This is a genomic window from Phaeobacter sp. CAU 1743 (assembly GCF_039839315.1).
GTDB classification, from domain to species: domain Bacteria; phylum Pseudomonadota; class Alphaproteobacteria; order Rhodobacterales; family Rhodobacteraceae; genus Phycobacter; species Phycobacter gallaeciensis_A.
Window position 1 is genome coordinate 45152 of record NZ_JBDOQR010000014.1, and the last position, 22242, is coordinate 67393.

The following is a 22242-nucleotide window of genomic DNA, read 5'->3' on the forward strand; positions in this document are numbered from 1 at the left end:
GAGCGAGAGGAGAAGAGACGTTGAGTACCGCAGACCACGAAGAGAGTTTGACGCTGCGCGCCCGCGCCCGCATTTTTGTGGAACGCCCTGCGGTGACCAACGGTATCCTGGGTGTCATCATCTTCAACGCGGTGACGCTGGGACTCAGCACCTCACAATCGGTCGATGCCCAGATTGGCGGTTTGCTGGATGGGATCGACCGGCTTGTGCTGGGGATCTTTGTTGCTGAACTGGCGCTGAAACTCTTCGCCTATGGGTTCCGGTTCTTCGCCTCGGCCTGGAATATCTTTGACCTGCTGGTCGTCAGCGTCGGCCTGTTGCCGGACAAACAGGGGCTGTCGGCTCTGCGCGGGTTGCGGGTGATCCGGGCGCTGCGTCTGCTTTCAGTCATTCCGCAGATGCGGGCTGTGGTGCAGGCGCTTCTGGATGCCTTGCCCGGCATGGGCGCGGTGATCGTCATGATCTCGATCGTCTTCTACGTCTTTGGGGTGATGGCAACGCTGATGTATGGCGCGGCTTTCCCGGAATGGTTCGGCACGCTGGGGCGGTCGCTCTATTCCCTCTTCCAGATCATGACATTGGAAAGCTGGTCGATGGGGATCGTGCGTCCGGTGATGGAGGTTTTCCCCTTTGCCTGGTCGTTCTTCGTGCCCTTTATCGTCATCACCGCCTTTTCGGTGCTGAACCTGTTCATCGGTCTTCTGGTCAATACCATGCAGTCCGCAGTGGAGGCTGAGGCGGAAGCCGAATTCGAACAGCTGCGCGATCTGGTGCGCCGGGAGACTGATGTGATCGACGAACATGTTCTGGAGATGCATCAGGAGATCAAAGTGCTGCGCAATGAACTGGCGGCGCTGAAAGGGGGCGGGGATGGCTGACAGCTCACAAAAGTTCATTGCCCGCAATCGCGCGCCCCGGGTTCAGATCGAATATGATGTGGAGCTTTACGGCGCGGAGAAGAAGGTTCAGCTGCCCTTTGTCATGGGGGCGATGGCGGATCTGACGGGCAAATCGAAGGTGCCGCAGCCGTCGGTGGCGGACCGGACATTCCTTGAGATCGATGTCGACAATTTCGACGCGCGGATGAAGGCGCTGGCGCCCCGCGCCGCCTTTTCGGTGCCCAACACGCTGACCGGCGAGGGCAATCTGTCGGTCGATCTGACTTTCGAAAGCATGAAGGATTTTTCACCCGGCGCGATTGCCGCCAAGGTGGACGCGCTGCGCCCGCTGCTGGAGGCGCGCAGCCAGCTGCAAAACCTGATGGCCTATATGGATGGCAAATCCGGGGCCGAGGCGCTGATCGAAAAGATCCTGCATACGCCCAGCTTGCTGGCGGCAGTGTCGGCCTCCGAACCCTCCGCCGACACAGAGACGGCCCTTGAGTCCTTGCGTGGCATAGATTTGCCCGAGGAAGCCGCGGATGAGAGCAGCAATATCCTGTCGGATCTGGCGGGCCAGGCCCCGGTAGAGGCAAAAACTGAGGACGGGTCCGAGGGTGTTCTGGACAGTCTGCGCGGGCAGGCGCCTGAGGAAAAGGACGAGGCGGATGCGACCTCCGGTATCCTAGAAGGTCTTGCGACGGGTGAACCGGCGGCAGAACAAGCAGAGGACGAGACGGCGGATGTCCTGAAGGATCTGGCGGGGTCAGAACCATCTCAGGACCCGGGGTCTGACAGGGTGACCGATGTCCTGGCCGGGATCGCAAGCAATGCACCTGCCACAGAGGACAACGGGCCTGACATCGATGATGTTCTTGGAGGTATTGAGGCGACGGACACGGCAACGCCACCTGAAAAAGACGACGCGGCGCAGGTGTTGCAGGGCCTTTCGCAGTCCCCGGTAGAAGAGGAAGAGACGCAGGACGATCTGTCCGCCGCGCTCGACAGTTTGCCCGAAACCGAAGACAGCGACACGCCGGATGAGGCTCTGGCCGCGCTGGACAGCCTGACGGCCATCGGGCCAGAGGACACTGCTGAGGACGATGTCGGCGATATCCTTGGCGGCCTGGCTTCGGCGGAAGAGACGGATCCTGACAGCGACGAAGAGGATGCACTGAAAGCCCTCGATACCCTGACCACCGCCGCGCCACCGCCGGAGCAGGAGGAAACAGAAGATACGCTGGCAGATATCCTCGGGAGCGTGCCGGAGGATACCAGCGACGCGGAGAAGGAGACGGCGCAGGCAGAAGCTCTCAGCAGTCTTGCCTCAATCGAGGTTTCAGACAGTGGAGCGCCTGAGGACGATGTCGCGGCGCTGCTGGAAGGGTTAGCGGAGCCGGAAACCGACGCGGTAGAGGAAGCCGATACAACGGAAGACGCGCTGCAGTCTCTGGCGGAAATCGAGACAGGGCAGGGCGAGGAAGACGACTCCGATCTCGATGACATTTTAGGCGGCATTTCCGAAGAAGAGCCGACCGGCGGCGACGACACGGACGAAGGGGGAGCGGATGATATCCTGTCGGATCTCGGCCTGAGTGATAGCCACGATGACGAAGAGGCAGAAGGCGAAGACACTGCGCAAGTGGCAGCCCTTAGCAGCCTTACGTCGGTTGAAGTTTCAGAAACCGAAGCGCCGGAAGGTGATGTTGCGGCGCTGTTAGAAGGGCTAGCCGAGCCGGAAACCGACGCGGCAGAGGAAACCGATACAGCGGAGGACGCGCTGAATACTCTGGCGGAAGTCGAGACAGGGGATAGCGAGCAAGCTGATCCCGACCTTGATGACATTCTGAGTGGTATCTCTGAAGAGGATCGGGTCGGCCGCGACGACGCGGACGAAGGGGATGCGGATGACATCCTGTCCGATCTGGGTCTGAGCGACGAGGCAGAGGAGACAGCGGCCGAGGATAGTGATCTGGACGATCTTCTGGGTGATTTGACTGCAGATGAAGAGCCTGAAGGGCAGGCAGATCAGATGCAGGAGGAGGACGATCTCGCAGCCCTCTTGCAGGATGCGACCGAGGTCCAAGAGCCGGATGACGCTCCGGACGATGACCTTGCCGCTTTGCTGGCGGACGATGATGAGGAGGTGTCCGAGGCAGAGCCGAGTGATGCGGATTTCGATCTGGATGCTCTGCTCGCGGATGAGACTTCGGACGACTCTGATGAAGCCGAAGAGGCGGCAGAGGAAGCGGCGGGCGATGAGCTGGATGATTTGTTGTCCGGGTTCGAAGAAGACGCCAGCGACGATGCAGATGAGGATGATCTGGACAGCCTGCTCGCAGGCTTGGGTGACGAAGCTTCCGAGGAAAAAGAGCCTGATGAAATCACAGATGAAGCTGAGGATAGCGATGACCTCGACGCTCTTCTGACGGATCTGGATGATCCGGGTGATGATCTGGATGCCCTGTTGGCTGGTGAGGAAACTGCGGATACGGCCGACGATGATGATCTTGACGATCTGTTGGCTGGGCTTGCCAGCGAGGATGAGGACGCAGGCGGCGACGATCTGGATGATCTTCTGGGGGATCTCACGGCAGATGAGACAGCCAAAGAAGAGGTGGCCCCTCCGGCAGCCGCGGAAGCCGAGGCTGACAAGGACCCGGAATTCGCATTTGGAACCCTCTCCGCAGACCGTCCTGAGCCGCAGAAATTGGTGAGAAAACGCTTCCGCATGGCGCTGTTCGGGGATTTTTCGGGCCGGGCGGCGCGCGGTATTGTCGAAACCGGCGATGCCCTGGCTGCGCGTAAAGCGGTTCTCTTGGATCCCGATACGGTCGAGGATGTGATCGAAAGCTTTGCCACCGAACTGGTGCTGCCCATCGGCAAGGATGGCGCAGGCATCGCGGTCAAGCTGGGCACGCTGGACGATCTGCACCCGGATGAGCTGTTTGAAAATGTTGCGCTGTTTTCTGAACTCGCGGGGCTGCGCAAACAGTTGCAAAGCGGCGCCACGGCGGATCATGCGGCGGCGACGTTGCGCGCCTGGGCGGAGAAACACGGCACCCGTGCCCATGCGCCGAAAACCCGCTCGGCAGGCAGTTCGGTACCCGCGGACCGGCGGCTCAGCGCCTTCCAGCAGCTGATCGGCGATACCGGCAATGCGCTGCGGCAAGCCTCTCCGGTCGAGGAAATGCTGGCCCGTATCGTTGGTCCGCATATTCGCGCGCTGCCAGATCCGGGCGTGGCGGCGATGCAGGTGGCGGTGGACGAAGCGCTGTCTGATGCGATGCGGCTGGTGCTGCATCATCCGGAATTCCAATCAGTTGAAGCGCAGTGGCGCGCGCTGGATCTGATCGCGCGCTCGGTCGAGGTCGACGACAGCCTTGAGGTCATGCTGTATGACGTTTCGGCCGAGGAACTGGCGGCGGATCTGGCCGCCGCGGATGATCTGACCCAAAGTGGTTTTGCCCGCCTGCTGACCGAGGAACCACTGGACGAGGAAAACGGGCGTGGCGGCTATTCGGCGCTGATTGGCCTCTATGGTTTCGAGGAAACCCCGCCGCATGCGGAGCTTTTGGGCCGGATCGCGCGGGTCTCTGCGCATGTGGATGCGCCCTTCTTTGCCGGTATGTCGCCCGCCTTTCTGGCGGTGCCGAAAAAGGAACGCCCGAAACTTGTGGCAGAGGCCTGGGACACCCTGCAGGGCATGTCCGAAGCAGGGCATTTGGGATTGGTCAGTCCCCGGTTCCTGCTGCGCCGCCCCTATGGTGCCAAAAGCGATCCGATCTACGAGTTCGATTTTGAGGAGTTTACCGAGGCCGAGGGGCTGCGCGGGATGCTCTGGGCCAATCCAGTTGTTCTGGTGGTCATCCTGCTGGCGCGCTCCTTCAAGGCCAATGGTGCGGCGATGCAGCTGGGCAGCATCATGAGCCTTGGCGGCATGCCCTATCATTATGTGAATGACCGTTTTGGCGATCAGGTGGCGCTGCCCTGTACCGAACGCAACATCGATCTGGACAAGATCGCCATGGCCAATGAGCGTGGCTTTATGGCGATTGCAGCGGTCAAGGGACGGGACGAGTTGCGTCTGACCTCCTTCCAGTCGGTGAAAGGCGGGGAAATCCTGGGCCCCTGGACTGGCGTGCCCGCGCCAGAACCCTCGCCGCCCGATCCGCGCAAGGCTGCATCTGCCGCAGGCGGCGAGGACACCGTTCCCGGTTCAGATGGTGGCGATGATGACGATCTGAACCTTGATGATCTGGGGCTCGACGACCTTGATCTTGATACGGGTGGCGACGACGGCGGCGATCTCGATGATTTGCTGGCGTCTTTTGAAGATATTGATGAGGACAGCGGCGACGACGATGGCATGGATGCCGATCTTGCCGCGCTATTGGATGATTTATGATGTTTCGGATGGACATAAGGCGGGCTGGGTCCGCTCTGGCCTTCATTCGTGAAAGGAGCCGCCATGGTTGAGAGCAAAGCCCATGAAAGCGATATGGTCTGGATGTCGGGCAGCTACAGCGCCCGGGACCTGCACCTGAAACGGGCCATCGTGCGCGAAGGGTTGAGCAAGCTGACCGAAACCACGGTCGCGTTTCAGTCCAAGAACAAGGCGGTCAAACTGGAAGAGATCGTCGGCCAGACCCTGAACCTGCATGTGACAACGGCAGATGGAAGCGACCAGAAGTTTTCCGGCCTGTGCATCTCGGTTGAAAACATGGGGTTCCGGGATGGCTATGGTCACTATGTGGCCGAGGTCCGGCCCTGGTTCTGGTTGTTGACGCGCACCTCTGACAGCCGGGTGTTCCAGAACCTGTCGGCGGTCGACATCATCAAGCAGATCTTCAGCGAATATGGTTTCAGCGATTTTCGCGACCGGCTCAGCGATTCATACGAAAAGCGGGAATATTGCCTGCAATACCGGGAAACGGACTACGCCTTTCTGTGCCGCCTGATGGAAGAGGAAGGCATTTATTTCTACTTTGACAGCAATAAGGACAAGAATTCTGCAGAAAGCCTTGTGTTGTGTGACGGGATCAGCGGGCATTCCCCGATCAACGGCTCATCGACCATCGAATTCCATGCCCGCGATGATCGCGATCGCCGCCGCGAGGATCACATTGCCGAATGGACGCGCGAGGAAACGCTGACCCGAGGCAAGGTGACGCTGAATGATTTCGATTTCACCTCACCCATGGCGGATCTCAAGGTCAATAACTCGATCACCCGCGGCAATCACAGCCACAAGGATTACGAGGTCTACGACTATCAGGGCCACCACCGCAAAGACACCGGCCTGGGCGGAAAACTGGCCCGGGTGCGGATGGAAGCCGAAGCGATAGCTCATAAACGCTGGCGCGGTGCCTCCAGCGTGCGCACCCTTGGCACCGGTGGAACCTTTACTCTGAAAAACCACCCGGACAGTGACGCCAATGGCGAATATCTGGTGGTGGATACGATCCACTATCTGCAGGTGGCAGGGGATTACAACGAAAGGGAAGACCGCAAGAGCGACGCAGCCAAAGAGGGCGAGATGCGGCGGGACGTGAAACCCCGCAACATGGATTTCCCCGAAGAGGTCGCAGGCGACGCCTATGCTTCGACCTTTTCCGCGATCGAAAAGCAGGAACAGTTCCGGGCCCCGCTGGTGACGCCCTGGCCCGAGGTGCCCGGCCTTCAGACCGCGACGGTTGTCGGGCAAAGCGGCGAGGAAATCTGGACCGATGAATATGGCCGCATCAAGGTTCAGTTTCACTGGGACAGGGAGGGGAAGAAGAACGAAACCGCCTGTTGTTTCGTGCGCGTCGTCACGCCTTGGTCTGGTAAGAACTGGGGCATGGTGGCAGTGCCGCGTATCGGTCAGGAGGTGGTGATCCAGTTTGAGGACGGCAATCCGGACCGCCCGATCTGCACCGGCATGCTCTATAATTCCGACACAATGCCACCCTACAAATATCCCGACGATCAGACACAGCTGGGGATCAAGACCAACTCGTCCAAGGGCGGCGGCGGCTATAACGAGCTGATGTTCGAGGACAAGGCCGGCGAGGAGCTGATGCGTGTTCAGGCGCAGAAGGATCACCAGATGCTGGTCAAGGATCGCTCAGCAGTGACGGTGGGGCTGGATGCGCCTGATCCGGATGCGCCGGGCACGGACGAGAAAAGTTTTGCGATGACCATCAAGCAGAACATGACAGAAACCGTGAAATCCGGGGATCGCACGGAACTGGTGGAGACGGGTGACAAGTCTGAAACCATCCAGAAGGGCAACATGACCCTTGATGTGGACACCGGCAACCTGACCGAAACGATTGCCAAGGGCAATCACTCCGAAACGGTCTCGCTTGGCAATCTGACCGTGGATGTGACGGCCGGGAAGATCGAGATGTCGGCGGGACAGGAAATCCTGCTCAAGGTGGGAGGATCTTCGGTCAAGATCGACAATTCGGGAGTCACCATCAAGGGCCCGATGATCAAGATCGAAGGCTCCGGCATGGTCGAGGCGAAGGCGCCGATGACCACGGTCAAAGGCGACGCAATGCTGACCCTTAAGGGCGGCCTGACGCTGATCAACTAGGTGGGAACGATGTCGGAAAACTATGATGATCTGAAAAAGCTTCCCGCCGATCCGGTCGCCAAGCTGCTGGCGCGGGCGAATGTTCTGCTGAAGACCCCGTTACAGTCTCCGCCGACCGCAACGGCCTCGGCGGTGCTGAAAGAACTGGCGGACAAGGGCGCTCTGGTGGACCTGTTGCGTCTTCTTGCCGTGCTTTTGCCGCCGCGGGAGCGGGTCTGGTGGGCCTGCCTTGCCGCGCGTGATTATATCGGGCCGCGCTCGCCCAAGGATCCGCCGTCACTGACCACCTCCGAAGCCTGGGTTCTGGACCCGAGCGAGGAAAACCGCGATGCGGCGCGCATCACGCTGGACCATGCCTATGTGGATGATGACACGGTCAATTGTGCTCTGGCGGTGCTTTATGCCGATGGCACCTTGGGGCCGGGCGATCTTCGCCAGTATCCCGCGCCGGCCGGGGCCTCCGAGGCGGCCGCTTTTGCCATGAATATGGTAGCGTTGGGCCAATTGTCTGATAGGTTTGAAGAACATGGCCGTGTGTTGGTCGCCCGAGCGCTGGATATTGCGCGCGGCGGCAATGGTCAGGGGGCTGCCACGTCGGCGGCCTCTGAAGAAGTGTAACGAGGAGGTGGTTTGACATGGGAATGCCCCAGGCCCGCGTGACCGATTTGCATGCTTGCATGCTGCCATCGACGCCGCCGCCACCGGTGCTGCCGGTGCCGACACCGATTCTGCCGCCCTGCGCCGTGACCGTTCTGGTCGGCGGCCTGCCTGCTGCCCGGATGAGCGACATGTGCACGGCCGCCCCACCGCATCCGATCATCAAGGGATCGGCGACGGTACTGATCAACAATCTGCCCGCCGCCCGCATTCTGGATAACGCGGCCTGTGGTGGCATGATCACCATGGGGCAGGTGACAGTGATTGTAGGAGGATAATCGCGACTATGGCGGTGACGCTCAAATTTCAGAGCTCGGGAACGATGCCTGGCGATGCGGCGCCGGTGCCGATGCGGGGGGCCAGCCTGACCGTCGGGCGCGGCGCCAGCAATGATATGGTTCTGCCGGACCCCGATCAGATGCTGTCGCGCCATCACTGCGTGATCGAGGATCACAACGGCTCGGTCGTGATCGTCGATCTCAGCTCCAACGGCACCTTTCTCAACTACTCGAAAATCCCGCTTGGCCGCACACCGACACCGCTCAACAACGGTGATGTGATCTGTATCGGGAACTACGAGTTGGTCATCGAAATCCGGGATGATCTGGCCGAACCGGATGCGGGCATTGCAGCACCACTGGAGGCGGCACCGATGTCACCCGGGGTGGCCGAGAACGCGCCGGACCCGCTTGCGCTGCTGGACGATGCCGGTCCGGGGCGTGATTTTCTGGATGATCTTCTGGGCGGGTCGGAGCCGACCGGCCCCTCGCAGCTGAACCCGGTAGATCCCATCGACGAATTGCTGCCGCCGATGGGCGAAGACGAAGATCCGTTTTTCCAGAAGGCCAGCGATGGCCGCGAAGGGGAGGGCGCCAGCCTGCCCAGCCATGCCCCCTCGGCGCAGGACAGTTTTGCATCGCCCAGCACGTCATCTTCGGCGCTCATCCCGGATGATTGGGATGATGATTTCCTTTCGGGGATCGAGGGGCCTTCCGAGGCGCCGACCCCGCCCGCGGAACCAGCAGTGGCTGCGCCGCCTCCACCCGCCGAGGATATGTCGCCAGCCGCCCCCCCTGCAGAGGACCAGCAGCCAGATCCTGCACCAGCGCCACCGCCGCAACACACCGCGCCGGAACCAATAGCCCCGGCCCCGCAACCGGTTGCCGCGCCACCGACTGATCAGACAGCGGCGGCCGCGGCATCGGATGCATTTGGCGATCAGATCACGGCGGCCTTCCTTGAAGGGCTCGGCGCCGAAGAGGCCGCCTTAAAAGGCGAAGATCCGGCGACGGCCATGCGCCGGGTGGGCCGGGTCATGCACACCCTCATCGCGGGCCTGCGTGAAATCCTGATGACACGGACCTCGATCAAATCCGAGTTCCGGATCGAACAGACGATGATTTCCGCAGGCGGCAACAACCCGTTGAAATTCTCGATTACGCCGGAACAGGCGATTGAGACCATGCTCCGCCCCGCGACCAAGGGCTACCTGTCGCCGGAAACCGCTGCCGAAGAAGCGTTGCAGGATATCAAGGCGCATGAGGTCGCCATGGTCACCGGCATGGAGGCCGCGCTCAAAGGGGTGCTGGGCCGTCTGGATCCCAAGGCGCTGGAGGCGCAGATCGAGGACAAGGGCGGCCTTGGCGGGATCTTGCGCGGCAAGAAGGCACGCTATTGGGATGTTTACGAACAACTATACGCCGAGATTTCAGATCAGGCGGAAAACGATTTTCACGACCTGTTCAGCCGCGAATTTGCGCGGGCCTACAAGGCTCAGCTGGACCGGTTGAAAGACTGACCCGCGCCCCGCGCGTGGTCCAATTAAAAGGAGAACCCAGTGTCCTGGGACAGTAAAGTGCTTTGGACCGAGGGGCTGTTTCTGCAGCCTCATCATTTCCAGCAGGCCGACCGCTATACCGAGGCGCTTGTCGGCGGGCTGGCGCGGCGTCTTGGCCCCTATACCTGGGGGGTGAACGGGCTTGAGATCGACCACGAAGCGTTGAAAATCGGCCAGTTTGCACTGAAGTCCTGCGAGGGGCTGACCCATGATGGCACGGTGTTCCGGGTGCCTATGGCCGATCCGCATCCGCCCGCGATGGAGGTGCCGTCGACGGTCAAGGACTGCGTCGTCTACCTGACCGTGCCGCAACGCCGTCAGGGCGCTGCCGAGGTGGATCTGTCCGGCGCCGAACGGTCAGCCAGCCGGTTGCGTCCCGACACGCAGGAGGTGACCGATGTCACTAGCGCCGAGCGTAAACCCGTGCCTTTGGATGTGGGCAAGATGCGGCTGCAATTCGCGCTTGAGGTCGATGATCTGGCTGACCTGCTCGCCATCCCGGTGGCCCGGATCATCGAAGTGCGCCCTGATCAGGAAATCGTGCTGGATCAGGCCTTCATTCCCTCCTGTCTGGATGTGCGTGCGGCTCCGGCGCTTTCGGGTTTTTTGCGGGAACTCGAAGGGCTTCTCGCGCATCGCATGGAGGCCCTGGCCGGACGTCTGGCCGAAGCCGGCGGCGCCCGCGGCGTGGCGGATGTGTCCGACTTCTTGCTGCTGACGGTGGTGAACCGCACGCTGCCGATGGTGCGCCATCTGCGGCAGATCGAAAACCTGCACCCCGAACGGCTGTTCACACTGCTGACCGGACTGGCCGGTGAGTTGTCGGTTTTCATGTCTACGGAAAAACAGGCGCCCGAATTCCCCGCCTATACCCATGATAATCTGATGGGCTGTTTCGCACCGGTGATCCGCACCCTGCGGCAGTACCTCAGCTCGGTGCTGGAACAGACCGCGATTTCAATCAAGCTGGAGCCGCGCAAATACGGTATTTCCGTCGGGGTCATCGCGGACCGCAAACTGCTGGGCAATGCCGGGTTTGTCCTGGCGGTCAGTGCGGAGATCCCGGCCGAGGATGTGCGTCGCCACTTTGCCGGTCAGGCCAAGATCGGCCCGGTCGAGGAAATCCGTCAGCTGGTGAACTCCGCGTTGCCGGGGATCACGCTGCGCCCTTTGCCGGTGGCGCCGCGGCAGATCCCCTACCATGCGGGTGTGGTATACTTCGAAATGGATGCCGACAGCCCCTATTGGCGCAAGATGACCACATCCGGTGGCATCGCCGTGCATGTGTCGGGGCAGTATCCCGGGCTCAAGATGGAGCTGTGGGCGATCAGAAACGGGTAGGGCGGTCCGGTACCGGATCGTTATGCGGTGCCCTCAGGGGGGCTGCAGAATTGTACAAGGGTGACAGGGTAAAAAGATATGGGTGATTATGACGATCCCTTTGCCGAGCCGGGTGATACCGACAAGACGGTGATCAAGCCCAATCCGGGCGGGCGGCGCGCGACCGCGCCCATGCCAAGCCCGGAGCCCTCGGTGCCACCGGCCGAGCCGACGGCAGACCCGGATGCCCCACCAGCACCTGAGTCCTACGGCGTTCCGCAGGCCGCCGCCGCTGCGCCAAAAGCATCCCCCGGTAAAGCCTCGCAACTGGCGTTGACCGGGATGAATCAGTTGACGGCCTGTGCCGCGACCCTGTTTGCCCTGATCAGCCGTATCCGCAACCGCGCGCAGCACATGGACCCGGACGCTTTGCGCAAAAGCGTCGTGGCCGAGGTGCGCGCCTTTGAAAACCGCGCCTTGCAGGCGGGTATTCCGGCGCAGACGGTCAAGGTCGCGCGCTACGCTCTTTGCGCGACGCTGGATGATGTGGTGCTGAACACGCCCTGGGGCGGGCAGTCCAGCTGGGGCCTGCAATCCATGGTGGGTACTTTCCACCGCGAAACCGTGGGTGGGGACCGGTTTTACGACCTGCTGGCGCGACTGGAAAAAGAGCCGGGCGCCAATATCGACATGTTGGAGTTCCTCTACATGTGCATGTCGCTGGGATTTGAAGGTCGCCTGCGCGTCGAACAGGGTGGCAGTGAGAAACTGATGCAGATCCGCGCGGCGCTGGCCCGAATTATCCGCAATCAGCGCGGGCCGCTGGAATGGGATCTGTCGCCACATTGGGAGGGGGTGAAAAAACCCTTCAAGGCGCTGTCGGCCTGGCGTCTGGTCTGGATCGCGCTGGCGGTGACCGGCGCGCTGTTGGTGCTGCAATATGCCGGCCTCAGCTGGGCCCTGTCGAACCAGACCGAGAATGTCTCTGGTCGCCTTGCGATCATCGATTCCGGCCCTGCGGCGCAGCTGGAGCGGCGCGCGCCGCCGCCCCCTCCGCCGCCGCCTGCGCCCACGATCGAAGAACAGGTGGCCAAGGTGTCGGGCTTCCTTGATCCCGAGATCAAGGAAGGCATCGTCGAGGTGTTTCAGAAGGGCAACCTGCTGATCATCCGGCTGGCGGGATCCGGCATGTTCGGCTCTGGCTCTGACAAGCTTTCCGATGCTTTCAAGGGGCCGGTCAACCGTCTGGCCGAGTCGCTGAACGATGAAAAGGGCAAGGTCATCGTCGTCGGCCACTCCGATAATATACCGATCCGCTCCTCCCGGTTTCCGTCAAACATGGCGTTGTCGCTGGCCCGCGCCAAATCGGTGATGGCGGGAATGGCCGAAGTGATGACAGATCCTGACCGCCTATCCGCAGAAGGCCGGGCTGATAAGGAACCTATTGCCGACAACGGCACCCGTGAAGGCCGGGCCAAGAACCGCCGGATTGAAATCCTTCTGGTGCAGGAGATTGACGAATGATCCGCCGCTATATTCTGCCGCTCTTCAGATCCCTCTATTTCGTGCTGATCCTGCTAGCGGTCGGTCTGTCGGCCTGCGTGTGGTATTTCGCACCTTTCATCGGCTCGGAGGATTGGCGCCCCTTTGACAGCATCCTGTCGCGAGGCATTACCATCGGCGTGATCTGGGTGGTGATCCTGATGATCATCGGTCTGGTTTTCTGGCGTCGGCGCCGCCGGGATCGCCAGATGACCGAAGACATGGCCGAGGCCACGGAGGTGCCGGAAGAGGACGATGTCCTGGCCGAGGAAATCGGTGAATTGCGCGGCAAGTTCAAACAGGCCATGGCTGAATTGCGCAAGTCCAAGAACGGGCGCCGTCACCTCAGGGATCTGCCCTGGTACGTGATGATCGGCCCGCCCGGCGCCGGTAAGACCACTGCGATTGTCAATTCCGGCCTGCAGTTTCCCCTGGCGGACAAGATGGGCAAGGCCGCGATTGGCGGCGTCGGCGGCACCCGCAATTGCGATTGGTGGTTCACCAATGAGGCGGTGCTGATCGATACCGCCGGGCGCTATACCACGCAGGAAAGCGATGCGGATGCGGATAATGCCGCCTGGCTGGGCTTTCTAGGCCTGCTGAAAAAGTACCGTAAACGGCAGCCGATCAACGGGGCGATCATCGCGATTTCCCTGTCGGACCTGTCCCTGCAGGATGAGATCACCCAGAAATCCCACGCCCAGGCCGTGCGCCGCCGCCTGTCCGAGCTGCGCGAGAAACTCGGCGTGCGGTTTCCCGTCTATGTGCTGTTCACCAAGGCTGATCTGATCGCGGGGTTTCAGGAGTATTTCGATGCCCTGGGCAAGGAAGAGCGCGAACAGGTCTGGGGTTTCACCCTGCCGCTGCCCAAGGGCAAGAAAGAGGCTGCCCCAATTGCAGGCTTTGACGAAGAATTTGCAGCCCTTCTGGGGCAATTGAACGCGCAGCTGTTGGAGAAGATGCAGGGCGAAAGCGATCACCAGCGGCGGGCGCTGGTGGCGGGTTTTCCGGGGCAGGTGGCCTCGATGCGCCGCGTGGCGCGCGATTTCCTGACCGAAGTCTTTCAGGATAACCGCTATGATCAGCGTCAGATGCTGCGCGGGGTCTATTTCACATCGGGCACCCAGGAAGGCACGCCGATCGACCGGCTGATGCTGGGTATGGCGCAGACCTTCGGCATTGGCCGTCAGGCCATCGGAACAGGGCAGGGCAGTGGGCGATCCTACTTTCTGACCCGCCTGTTCGAAGGGGTAATGTTCCCCGAGGCCGGGCTTGTCTCTGCCGATGACAAGGTTGAGCGCCGCTATCGCTGGACCCGCCGCGCGGCCAGTGCTGCCACGGTGATCTTTGCCTCGGTGACCGGGGCGCTTTGGGTGAATTCCTACCTGAAGAATGCCGCGCTGATCGAACAGGCGGCCGGGCAGGCTGCAGCCTATCAGGCGGCCGCGGCAGAACTGCCGCCCAGCCCGGTGGGCGATACCGACCTGGTCCCGGTGGCTGCTGCGCTGAACCTGCTGCGTGACATGCCCGGCAACCCGGTTCTGTCGGATCCGGAGCCGGAGCGCGCCATGACCTATGGTCTTTATCAGGGTGAGGTGATCGGAACAGAGGCGGCGCAGACCTATCGCGCCGCGCTGAACCAGCGGCTGCTGCCACGCCTTCTGGTCCGGCTGGAAGAGCAGATCAGCGCCAATATGAACAATCCGGATGTTCTCTATGAGGCGCTGAAAATCTACCTGATGCTGGGGCTTCAGGGGCCGATGAACCCGGATCTGATCAAGGAATGGATGCAGCTTGACTGGGAATCGGTGGCCTATCCCGGAACGGTGCGGGCGCAACTGCGGGCGGATCTGATGGATCACCTGACGGCGATGCTATCCCAGCCGATGACAGAAATCGCGCTGAATGGTCCGCTGGTGGAGCAGGCCCAGAATATCCTGTCGGAAATGCCGCTGGCGCAACGGGTCTACAATGGCATCATCAATTCGAACACTGCCACCAGCCTGCCGAAATGGCGGCTGACCGATATCGGCGGGCCTTCGGTGAAACGGGTGTTGGTGCGGAGCTCCGGCAAGCCACTGAACGAGGGTGTCGAAGGCATCTTTACCTATGACGGGTTTCACAACGTCTTCCTGCCCGAAGCGGTGAGCGTGTCCGAACGTGTCCAGCGCGAAGTCTGGGTGCTGGGCGATCGCGGCGGTGAGCAGATCCAGAGCGAAGCCGCGCTTCTTGCGCTCAGCCGGGATGTGCTCGACCTTTATTACAACGACTATATCACCCGGTATGATCAGGTGCTGGGGGATGTGGACATCGTGCCGCTGGAAAGCCTCAGCCATGCGGTCGAGGTGACCAATGTGCTGTCCGGGCCGACCTCTCCGATCACCAATATCCTGACGGCGGTCAGCCAGGAAACCAGCCTGGCGGAGGACCGCTCGCAACTGAACACGGAATCCCTGGGCGAAGGCGTGTCGCAGGTGGCCGCCATCGAAACCCGGTCAAGCCTGTCTATCCAAGGACAAATCCTGCTTGAGGCACTTGTCAGCTCGGCATCGACCGCCTCGGGCGAACCGCCAAAGCCACCGGGTGCCTATGTTCAGGACCGGTTCCAGTGGTTGCACGATCTGGTGGACCGCCCCGAAGGGCAGCCCTCGCGGCTGGACGACCTCATGGTCTCTCTGCAACTCGTGTATCAGGAGCTGAACAAGATGTCGTTCAGCGGCGTGACCTCGGGCGAAAGCGGGCAGGCGCTACTGCAATTCCAGCAAACGGCCTCGCGGATCGACGGGCCGGTGCAACGCTGGGCCATGCAGATCTCGACGGGCTCTTCCGGCATTACCTCGGAAGGGACCCGCGCATCGATCAATGCCCGCTGGCAGGCCTCGGTTCTGCCCTTCTGCGAAAAGGCGCTGGACAACCGGTATCCCTTCAACCGGCGCGCCCGCGCCGATGTGGCGATGGTGGATTTTGCAAAACTGTTTGCGCCGGGCGGGCTGATCGACAGTTTCTTTGACGAGAACCTGCTGAAATATGTCGATACCCGCAGCCGTCCGTGGACCTGGAAACGCGTCAATGATGTCGATCTGGGGATCAGTCAGGCGGTGCTGGAACAGATGCAGTATGCCGCTGAAATACGTGATGCCTTCTTTGCCGGTGGGGACACGCCTGTGGTCCAGTTCCAGATCACCCCCAAGGCGCTGGATTCAAAGGCCAAGGAGGTGCTGCTTGAGATCGACGGCACGCAGGTGTCCTATAATCACCGGATGGGACAGCCCACGCCGGTTGCAGTGACCTGGCCGGGGACGGTCGGACTGGCGCGGATCACCCTTTTGCCGGACAAGCGCAATATTGAAAACGTTCTGTCGCGGGATGGGCCCTGGGCCTGGTTCCGGTTGCTGGACGCCGCCGAGGTACGCCGGACCAACGTCACAGACCGGCGGCGGGTGAACTTCCGGGTTGGTGGGCGTCTGGCCCTGTTCGAGCTGCAATCGGGATCGGTCGTCAATCCCTTTGCCCTGCCGGCGATGGCAAAATTCAGCTGCCCGAAGTCGATGTGATGGAGGCAGGGTTCGGAGCCTTCGGCAAGATGCCCTCGGTCGGGGATTTTTTCCGGATCAACATGCCGGGCGGTTTTGTCCGCCTGTGGGATGGCTGGCTGCAGCAGGTGCTGCTGGCCGGGCAAAGCGCCTATGGCACCACCTTTGAACGCAGCTATATGTCGGCGCCGATCTGGCGATTTTCGCTGCCTGCGGGCCTTGCCGGGCCGGAAAAGCTGACGGGAGTTCTGATGCCCTCGGTTGACCGGGTCGGCCGCCGGTTTCCGCTGACATTGGTGGCGCCTCTGGCCACGCCTGGCCCTGCGGCGCTGGATCATTTCACCGACACAAAGCTGTTTGAGCAGCTTGAGGCGATTGCCCTGGATGCATTGGAGGACAGCATGACACAGGACAAATTATCCGCAGCCCTCGGCGCGGTGCAGCCGCCCGCCATGCGCGCGGTGGCGCCGCTGCGCACATCGGGCAACACGCTGGTGCTGACCGGCGCTGGTCAGACGGAGGATCTGCCAAACACCGTGGCGGCGGCCCTGCTGGACAGCCGGGCTGCTGATACCAGCATCTGGACTGCGGTTCTGGACAGCGGCCCGCGGATGATGATGTGCCCGGGCCTGCCGCAAGGCGGGGCTGCAATGGGACTGTTCGATCTTACGGCTCCCATCTGGCAGGAGGCCCGGCCGCTATGAATCCGATGCACCCCTATCGCTATGCCGTTCAGACCCATGTCGGACTGCAACGCAAGGTCAACGAAGACGCGGTGCTGGCGCTACCGGACCATGACATCTGGCTGGTTGCAGATGGGATGGGGGGCCATGATGCCGGCGATTATGCCAGCCGCCTGATCGCGGATTCCGCCGCGATGATCCCCGGCGGGCTGGACCCGGCGGCCAAGATGCACGCCCTGCGCGATGCCTTGCAAGGCGCCCACCGCGCCATCCAGGCCGAGGCCACGGCGCGGGGGGGCGGCACCATTGGTGCAACTGTTGCCGCCCTGATCATGGCGCAGGGCCATTTCGCCGGTATCTGGGCCGGCGACAGCCGTATCTACCGGCTCCATGGCGGGCAGATCGACATGCTGACGGCAGATCATTCCGTGGTCGCCGAATACGTCCACTCCGGCAAGATGAGCTGGGATGAGGCAGACCAGCATCCGCAATCCAATGCCATCACCCGCGCGGTCGGGGTCGGGGAGGATCTGGAACTCGACAAGGTGCGCGGCACCGCTGAAAGCGGCGACAGGTTCCTGATCTGCTCGGATGGGCTGACGAAATATGCCACCTTCTCCATGCTGGAGGATATTCTGTCGAGCACGCCCTTGGAAACCGTCGCCGAGCGGCTGGTGCAGGTCGCACTGACCGGGGGCGGGGCTGACAATATCTCGGTGATCGTCGTCGACGTGCTCTGACGGACGCGGGTCCGACAGGCCGCAATCAGGGGCGGGCTGTCACCAATATACGGCTGTCCAGCGACAGGATCCGGCTCGCATCCTCTGCCGCGCTTTGCTGCAGCGCTTCGGCAAAACCAACCGCGCTTTCCGATGTGGGACGCATGCCCGCGAACAGCGGTTCCGAGGAATGCAGGACCAGGATACGGCTTTTGCCCAAGGTGCTATCATCCACCTTGAACGCCAGCCCGCCGGTTTCTGCTGCATTCTGCAAATCAAAGGCGACGCGCACGGAAAACGGCCCGATCTCACCATCTCTGAGGTCCGCAATCGCATTCTCGGGACGTCCGATATTGGGCAACAGATGAAAGACGTTGCCAGAGACATCCAGGATTGAAACGGTCAGAAAGCCGTCGGTCATGTATTCCGGCAGGATCACGTCGATGACCGGATTTTCCCCGACGAAGAACCGCCCCGATGGGTTCGGCGTGCCTTCCCCGCCAAGGGTATAGCTGACCTTTGCCCCGCCCGCAGGCGCCTTGGGCAGACGCTGCTCTACAACGCAGAGGGCGGGGTTCAGCACTTCGGCATCCAGAACCACCTTGCGATCACCCGCGATCGCGCGTAGCGCATCGAACAGGGCAACCCGGGTTGATGTTTCCGCCAGCCGCCCGGTGATCACGATGGAATCCTCGGGCGCAAAGCCGCCGGTTCCATCTGTGCCGGACAGTTGCAACGGGCCGCAGTCCTGATGATCAGCGATCACCGACAGGACCTCTTCCCGCGCCAGAACAGGCAGTTTGAAAACGATATCGACCGCGCCGTCCAGTGCTCCCGGCAGCCCATCGGCAAACCGTGCGTTCAACGACGCCGCCAGTTCGGCATCCTGCGTCACGCCGCTCAGTCTGCCTTGATTGTTGCTGACGGCAAGGCGCCATTCACCGAGTTGATCCAGCGGCGCAATGGTTGCCAGTACATCGTCGCCCCAGCTGTCGGCGATTGCCCCCGACGCCAGCGAGACATCCGTGGTTTCAACCATGTCCTGCAGCGCGGTGAGGCTCGCCTCAGACGGCATGTTCCCGGTTGCCCGGGCCGGGGCGCCTGCAGATTTTTCAATAATCAGCGTGAAAGGTTCGGCAACCGGCAGGGATGGTCCAGTGAGATTGCCAAACAGCCCGGCAAAATAGCCGCCAACGCCCAGACCCAGCACACTTATAAGGAGGATAACCGCCACGAGGCCACCGCGCCCTTTTGCCGGTTTTTCGTCCACCGGAGGCGTCGAGGGCGCAGGTTTTGCTGTTGGCGCGGCCGTCTTCGGAACAATGATCGTGGCTTCTTCCGCCGGGGATGGAGTGTCTGCCTTGGGCGGCGTACCAGCAGGGCGGGGGTCCGGGTCATCGATATAGGCCAGAACCTCTGCTGCGTTTTGAAACCGGTCCGCAGGATCCGGCGCGCACATGCGGTCGATCAACCCCTTCAAGGGTTCGGGCACACCCGAGGTATCCAGCGGCTTCTGCTTGTTTTCCACCACTTCCATGGGGTTTGCGCCCAGCGACGGCGGCGCGCCGCGAAAATTCGCCAGCAGCAAGGCGCCAAGCGAGTAGATATCCGACCGGGCGTCGGTTTGCCCGCTCATCTGCTCGGGCGCGGCATAAGAATATTTGCCGGCGAATTCATTACCGACAATCGTCTGTGCACCAGGGTTGGTATCCTTGGCGATGCCGAAATCGATGATCACGGCCTCGGCCGGATCACCGCCGCGCAGGATGATATTGTCCGGGCTCAGATCCCGATGCACGATCTTGCGCGCATGGGCGGCTTGCAGACCCTGCGCCACGCGTTTGCAGATGATCATCAGATCATCGGCAGACATCGGTCCCTGTTTCAGCTTCCGGTCCAGCCCCGGCCCGTCGACGTAATCCATCAGCAGGTAGATATGCCCATCCGGGGTGCGGTGATTTTCCGAATAGCGCACCACCGCGTCATGGCGGATTTCGCGGATGTTTTCCTCGCGGGCCATCAGGACCTGAAAGTCCTCGTTGGCAGAGAGTTCCTGTTTCAGAACCTTGATCGCCACCAGATTGCCAGAGATTTCCGAGCGCGCCTTGTAGACATCCGAAGTGCCACCGCGACCCAGCAGCATCTCGATCCGGTAGGTGTTGTTCAGCAGATCACCGGGTTGAAAAATATCACCGGGGCGGGATTCGATCATCTGTCATGTCCCGCCTTGTACCCGCCCGAAGCGACGTTCATTCCTCAGCCCAGAGCCTGGAACTCGACACGGCGGTTTTCATCGGCCCGCGGATCGTTTTCATCAAAGGGCGCGGTTTCCCCCATGCCGATCGCTTTCAGCATGTCCTCGGGAATGCCGCAGGAGCCGATCAGATGGCGCCGAACTTCCTGCGCCCGCAGCAGAGACAGGCGTTCATTGTATTCGGCCGAGCCCGAACTGTCGGTGTGACCGATGATCTGGAACACGGTTCCCTGCATCAGCTTCATCGACTCGCACATATTGGCCAGCTTCGGCTCCTGATCCGCGCGCAGGGCTGCGCTGTCGAAATCAAAGGAAATCTGGACGTTGATCTGCGATTGCCGCTCAACCGGGTTATATTCTTCCGCAGCAGCGGCAACGGTGGCCGTTTCCGCAGTGTCGTCGCTCTGCGCCGCAGAGGACGTCGCCGCGTTCGGCACGATGACTAGACCGCGGGTTTTTTGCTTCTTGAAGGCTTGGGTGATTTCTTCGACCGAGGGGCCGTCATCGGCAGACTGGGCCATAGCGTCAGGCGCCTGCAACACACCCAAACTCAGAATACAGGCAGAAATAATGCGAAACCGGACCATAACCTGTCCCTTACGTTGAAAACATATACTGGATAAAAGCCTATACCACACTTGTTGATCTGCCAATGGGCGGCCGCCAACAGCGCTGCAAAAACCCCTAAACTCTGCCCTATCCGCGACGGATGGAATTGAGGGCTTTACGAAGGCTGGTTCAGGGCATTCAATAGGGGTGTAGTATGTTGAGGGTTCTATGCGCGTCGTTTCGGCAGTTATCATCGCGACAGGCATCGTCCTGGCGCCCGTTGTCTGGTTCGGCCTGAGCTGGCTCATGTCTGATGAAGACTATGCAGGCGGGGCCGTCGATTCCACGGCGCGGATCGAACTGGAAATGCTCCGTCAGCAGATCGAGGATCTGCAACTCCGGATGAGTGACCTTCAGACAGAGATTGCGCGCCTGCCTGCGGGAGGAGCAGGCTCCAACGCCCCTTTTCTCCCGGACGCTGACGGCGAACGTCAGATCTGGGAGCAGACCGAAGGCACAGACCTTGATTATGCGCAGGTGGTGCTGATCGCAGACCGGTTGAATGTAAATCGGGGCCTGAACGTGGCCGGGGGCAGGTATCTGTCCGAAAAACTGGGGCGCCCGCGTGAGGATCTGAGCGACAGCTGCCAGCCCATGACAAACCCGGATTTGAAGGAAAAACTGGTAACCGAGCAGGTTGGTCCGATCCGTGTCAGCATGCTGCAGCCCGCGATCGAGAGCCTGCGGATCGTGTTCGAAAACATCCGCAGCGTCGACCCCGACCTCTATTCCCGGATCAACACTGCCGGCGCCCTTTGCGTGCGGCGGATCCGCGGCACGGTGAATTCCCTGTCGACGCACAGCTACGGGCTGGCGGTGGATCTCAATATCGACGGCAAGTTGGATAATTTCACCGACGGCAAGACCCAGTTGGGTCTGACGATCATGGCCGATTTCTTCTTTGATGAAGGCTGGGTCTGGGGGGCTGGTTTTGGCCGCGAAGACAGCATGCATTTCGAAATCAGCCGCCGCCAGCTGGACACCTGGATCGCGGAGGGGCGACTGTAATCAGCCCCGACGGCATCACAGTGAGCGTAGCAGGACCTTGTTGGAGCCAAGCGCCGCAGCGATTTGCTGGTATTGCACAGCTCGGGCGGTCGATTGGGCGGCGGATCTGAGCAGGATCGTCTCCGCCTCCTTAAGCGCAGAAACGGCTGCGGCAGCCGCCTGCCGCTTGCGGGTGGATGCCACCGCCACCAGCGGGCGGGAGGATTTCGTATTGGTATCCGAGTGTTGCACCACTGCGCGCGGGGCCTGCGGATCGCGGTTATCACGCGCGATCTTGCGCAGATTGGCAGCCGTCTCACCTATCGTTTTGCGCGCGTCCTGATACCCGGACAGACCGGACATGCCCTCAGCCAGCTGTTCCATGCGTTCTGCCATGCAATCGACAAGATAGGCCCCGCTGCTGCTGCAGAACTCGGGAATGGCATTCAGCCGCATAACCACTTGCTGCGGCGTCGCAACACGGTTTGCCACCGACAGGCCCGGACTGGTTGTACCCTCACCACCGTAGCTACCCTCACTGCCACCATAGGTGCCTTCGCCTGTGCCCCCGGTTTCCTGCGCCTCAACCGGGCCGACCAGAACAAGCGTCAGGATAACCAGATATCGCAGTACCCGCATG

Annotated in this window: 15 protein-coding genes and 1 pseudogene; 13 read left to right on the forward strand and 3 right to left on the reverse strand. The window is 61.4% G+C overall.

Annotation, left to right across the window (positions count from 1 at the left end; translation table 11 throughout):
- Nucleotides 1–20: 20 nt before the first annotated feature.
- The 12 genes and pseudogenes from AAFO90_RS07910 to AAFO90_RS07965 all read left to right on the forward strand — a co-directional run bounded on the left by AAFO90_RS07910 (nt 21) and on the right by AAFO90_RS07965 (nt 17773).
- Complete coding sequence (locus AAFO90_RS07910; protein WP_274830720.1) at nt 21–878, forward strand: ion transporter; 858 nt, start codon at nt 21–23, stop codon at nt 876–878.
- Nucleotides 871–1356: pseudogene (gene tssB, locus AAFO90_RS07915) on the forward strand (type VI secretion system contractile sheath small subunit); the annotation flags it as partial. The gene AAFO90_RS07910 and the pseudogene tssB, both read left to right, overlap by 8 nt.
- 783 nt (nt 1357–2139) lie before the next feature.
- Nucleotides 2140–5286: a type VI secretion system contractile sheath large subunit gene (locus tag AAFO90_RS07920; RefSeq protein WP_347509045.1), complete on the forward strand. Its 3147-nt coding sequence runs from the start codon at nt 2140–2142 to the stop codon at nt 5284–5286.
- Nucleotides 5287–5349: 63 nt separating this feature from the next.
- Nucleotides 5350–7461 carry a type VI secretion system tip protein TssI/VgrG gene (gene tssI, locus AAFO90_RS07925; RefSeq protein ID WP_274834013.1) on the forward strand — a complete coding sequence of 704 codons (2112 nt, stop codon included), beginning with the start codon at nt 5350–5352 and terminating at the stop codon, nt 7459–7461.
- A 9-nt stretch (nt 7462–7470) separates the two neighbouring features.
- A complete protein-coding gene (locus tag AAFO90_RS07930) occupies nt 7471–8079 on the forward strand; it encodes a hypothetical protein (RefSeq protein ID WP_347509033.1) in 609 nt (202 codons plus the stop codon).
- A 17-nt stretch (nt 8080–8096) separates the two neighbouring features.
- Complete coding sequence (locus AAFO90_RS07935; protein ID WP_274830717.1) at nt 8097–8396, forward strand: PAAR domain-containing protein; 300 nt, start codon at nt 8097–8099, stop codon at nt 8394–8396.
- A gap of 8 nt (nt 8397–8404) precedes the next feature.
- Nucleotides 8405–9916 carry a type VI secretion system-associated FHA domain protein TagH gene (gene tagH / locus AAFO90_RS07940; protein WP_347509034.1) on the forward strand — a complete coding sequence of 504 codons (1512 nt, stop codon included), beginning with the start codon at nt 8405–8407 and terminating at the stop codon, nt 9914–9916.
- A 39-nt stretch (nt 9917–9955) separates the two neighbouring features.
- Nucleotides 9956–11296 carry a type VI secretion system baseplate subunit TssK gene (tssK, locus tag AAFO90_RS07945; RefSeq protein WP_274834714.1) on the forward strand — a complete coding sequence of 447 codons (1341 nt, stop codon included), beginning with the start codon at nt 9956–9958 and terminating at the stop codon, nt 11294–11296.
- Between the two features lie 78 nt (nt 11297–11374).
- Nucleotides 11375–12799, forward strand: coding sequence for a type IVB secretion system protein IcmH/DotU (gene icmH / locus AAFO90_RS07950; RefSeq protein ID WP_274834713.1), 1425 nt, complete (start codon nt 11375–11377; stop codon nt 12797–12799).
- The gene (tssM, locus tag AAFO90_RS07955; protein ID WP_347509035.1) at nt 12796–16371 is read left to right on the forward strand and encodes a type VI secretion system membrane subunit TssM; all 3576 of its coding nucleotides are present in this window, start codon (nt 12796–12798) and stop codon (nt 16369–16371) included. The genes icmH and tssM overlap by 4 nt, the downstream gene beginning before the upstream one ends.
- Nucleotides 16371–17054 (forward strand): type VI secretion system-associated protein TagF, encoded by a 684-nt coding sequence (gene tagF, locus AAFO90_RS07960; RefSeq protein WP_347509036.1) that lies wholly within the window; start codon nt 16371–16373, stop codon nt 17052–17054. The genes tssM and tagF overlap by 1 nt, the downstream gene beginning before the upstream one ends.
- Complete coding sequence (locus AAFO90_RS07965; protein ID WP_274830711.1) at nt 17051–17773, forward strand: protein phosphatase 2C domain-containing protein; 723 nt, start codon at nt 17051–17053, stop codon at nt 17771–17773. Before tagF ends, AAFO90_RS07965 begins: the two co-directional genes overlap by 4 nt.
- Nucleotides 17774–17798: 25 nt before the next feature.
- Here AAFO90_RS07965 and AAFO90_RS07970 read toward each other — a convergent pair whose 3' ends face one another.
- Nucleotides 17799–19964, reverse strand: coding sequence for a protein kinase (locus AAFO90_RS07970; RefSeq protein WP_347509037.1), 2166 nt, complete (start codon nt 19962–19964; stop codon nt 17799–17801).
- Between the two features lie 44 nt (nt 19965–20008).
- Nucleotides 20009–20527, reverse strand: coding sequence for an OmpA family protein (locus AAFO90_RS07975; RefSeq protein WP_274830709.1), 519 nt, complete (start codon nt 20525–20527; stop codon nt 20009–20011).
- A 334-nt stretch (nt 20528–20861) separates the two neighbouring features.
- On the opposite strand from AAFO90_RS07975, the gene AAFO90_RS07980 reads away from it, so the two are divergent.
- Nucleotides 20862–21623: a M15 family metallopeptidase gene (locus AAFO90_RS07980; RefSeq protein WP_274844672.1), complete on the forward strand. Its 762-nt coding sequence runs from the start codon at nt 20862–20864 to the stop codon at nt 21621–21623.
- A 15-nt stretch (nt 21624–21638) separates the two neighbouring features.
- Here AAFO90_RS07980 and AAFO90_RS07985 read toward each other — a convergent pair whose 3' ends face one another.
- Entirely contained in the window at nt 21639–22241 is a 603-nt protein-coding gene (locus tag AAFO90_RS07985) for a hypothetical protein (protein ID WP_347509038.1), read from the reverse strand.
- Nucleotide 22242 lies beyond the last annotated feature (1 nt).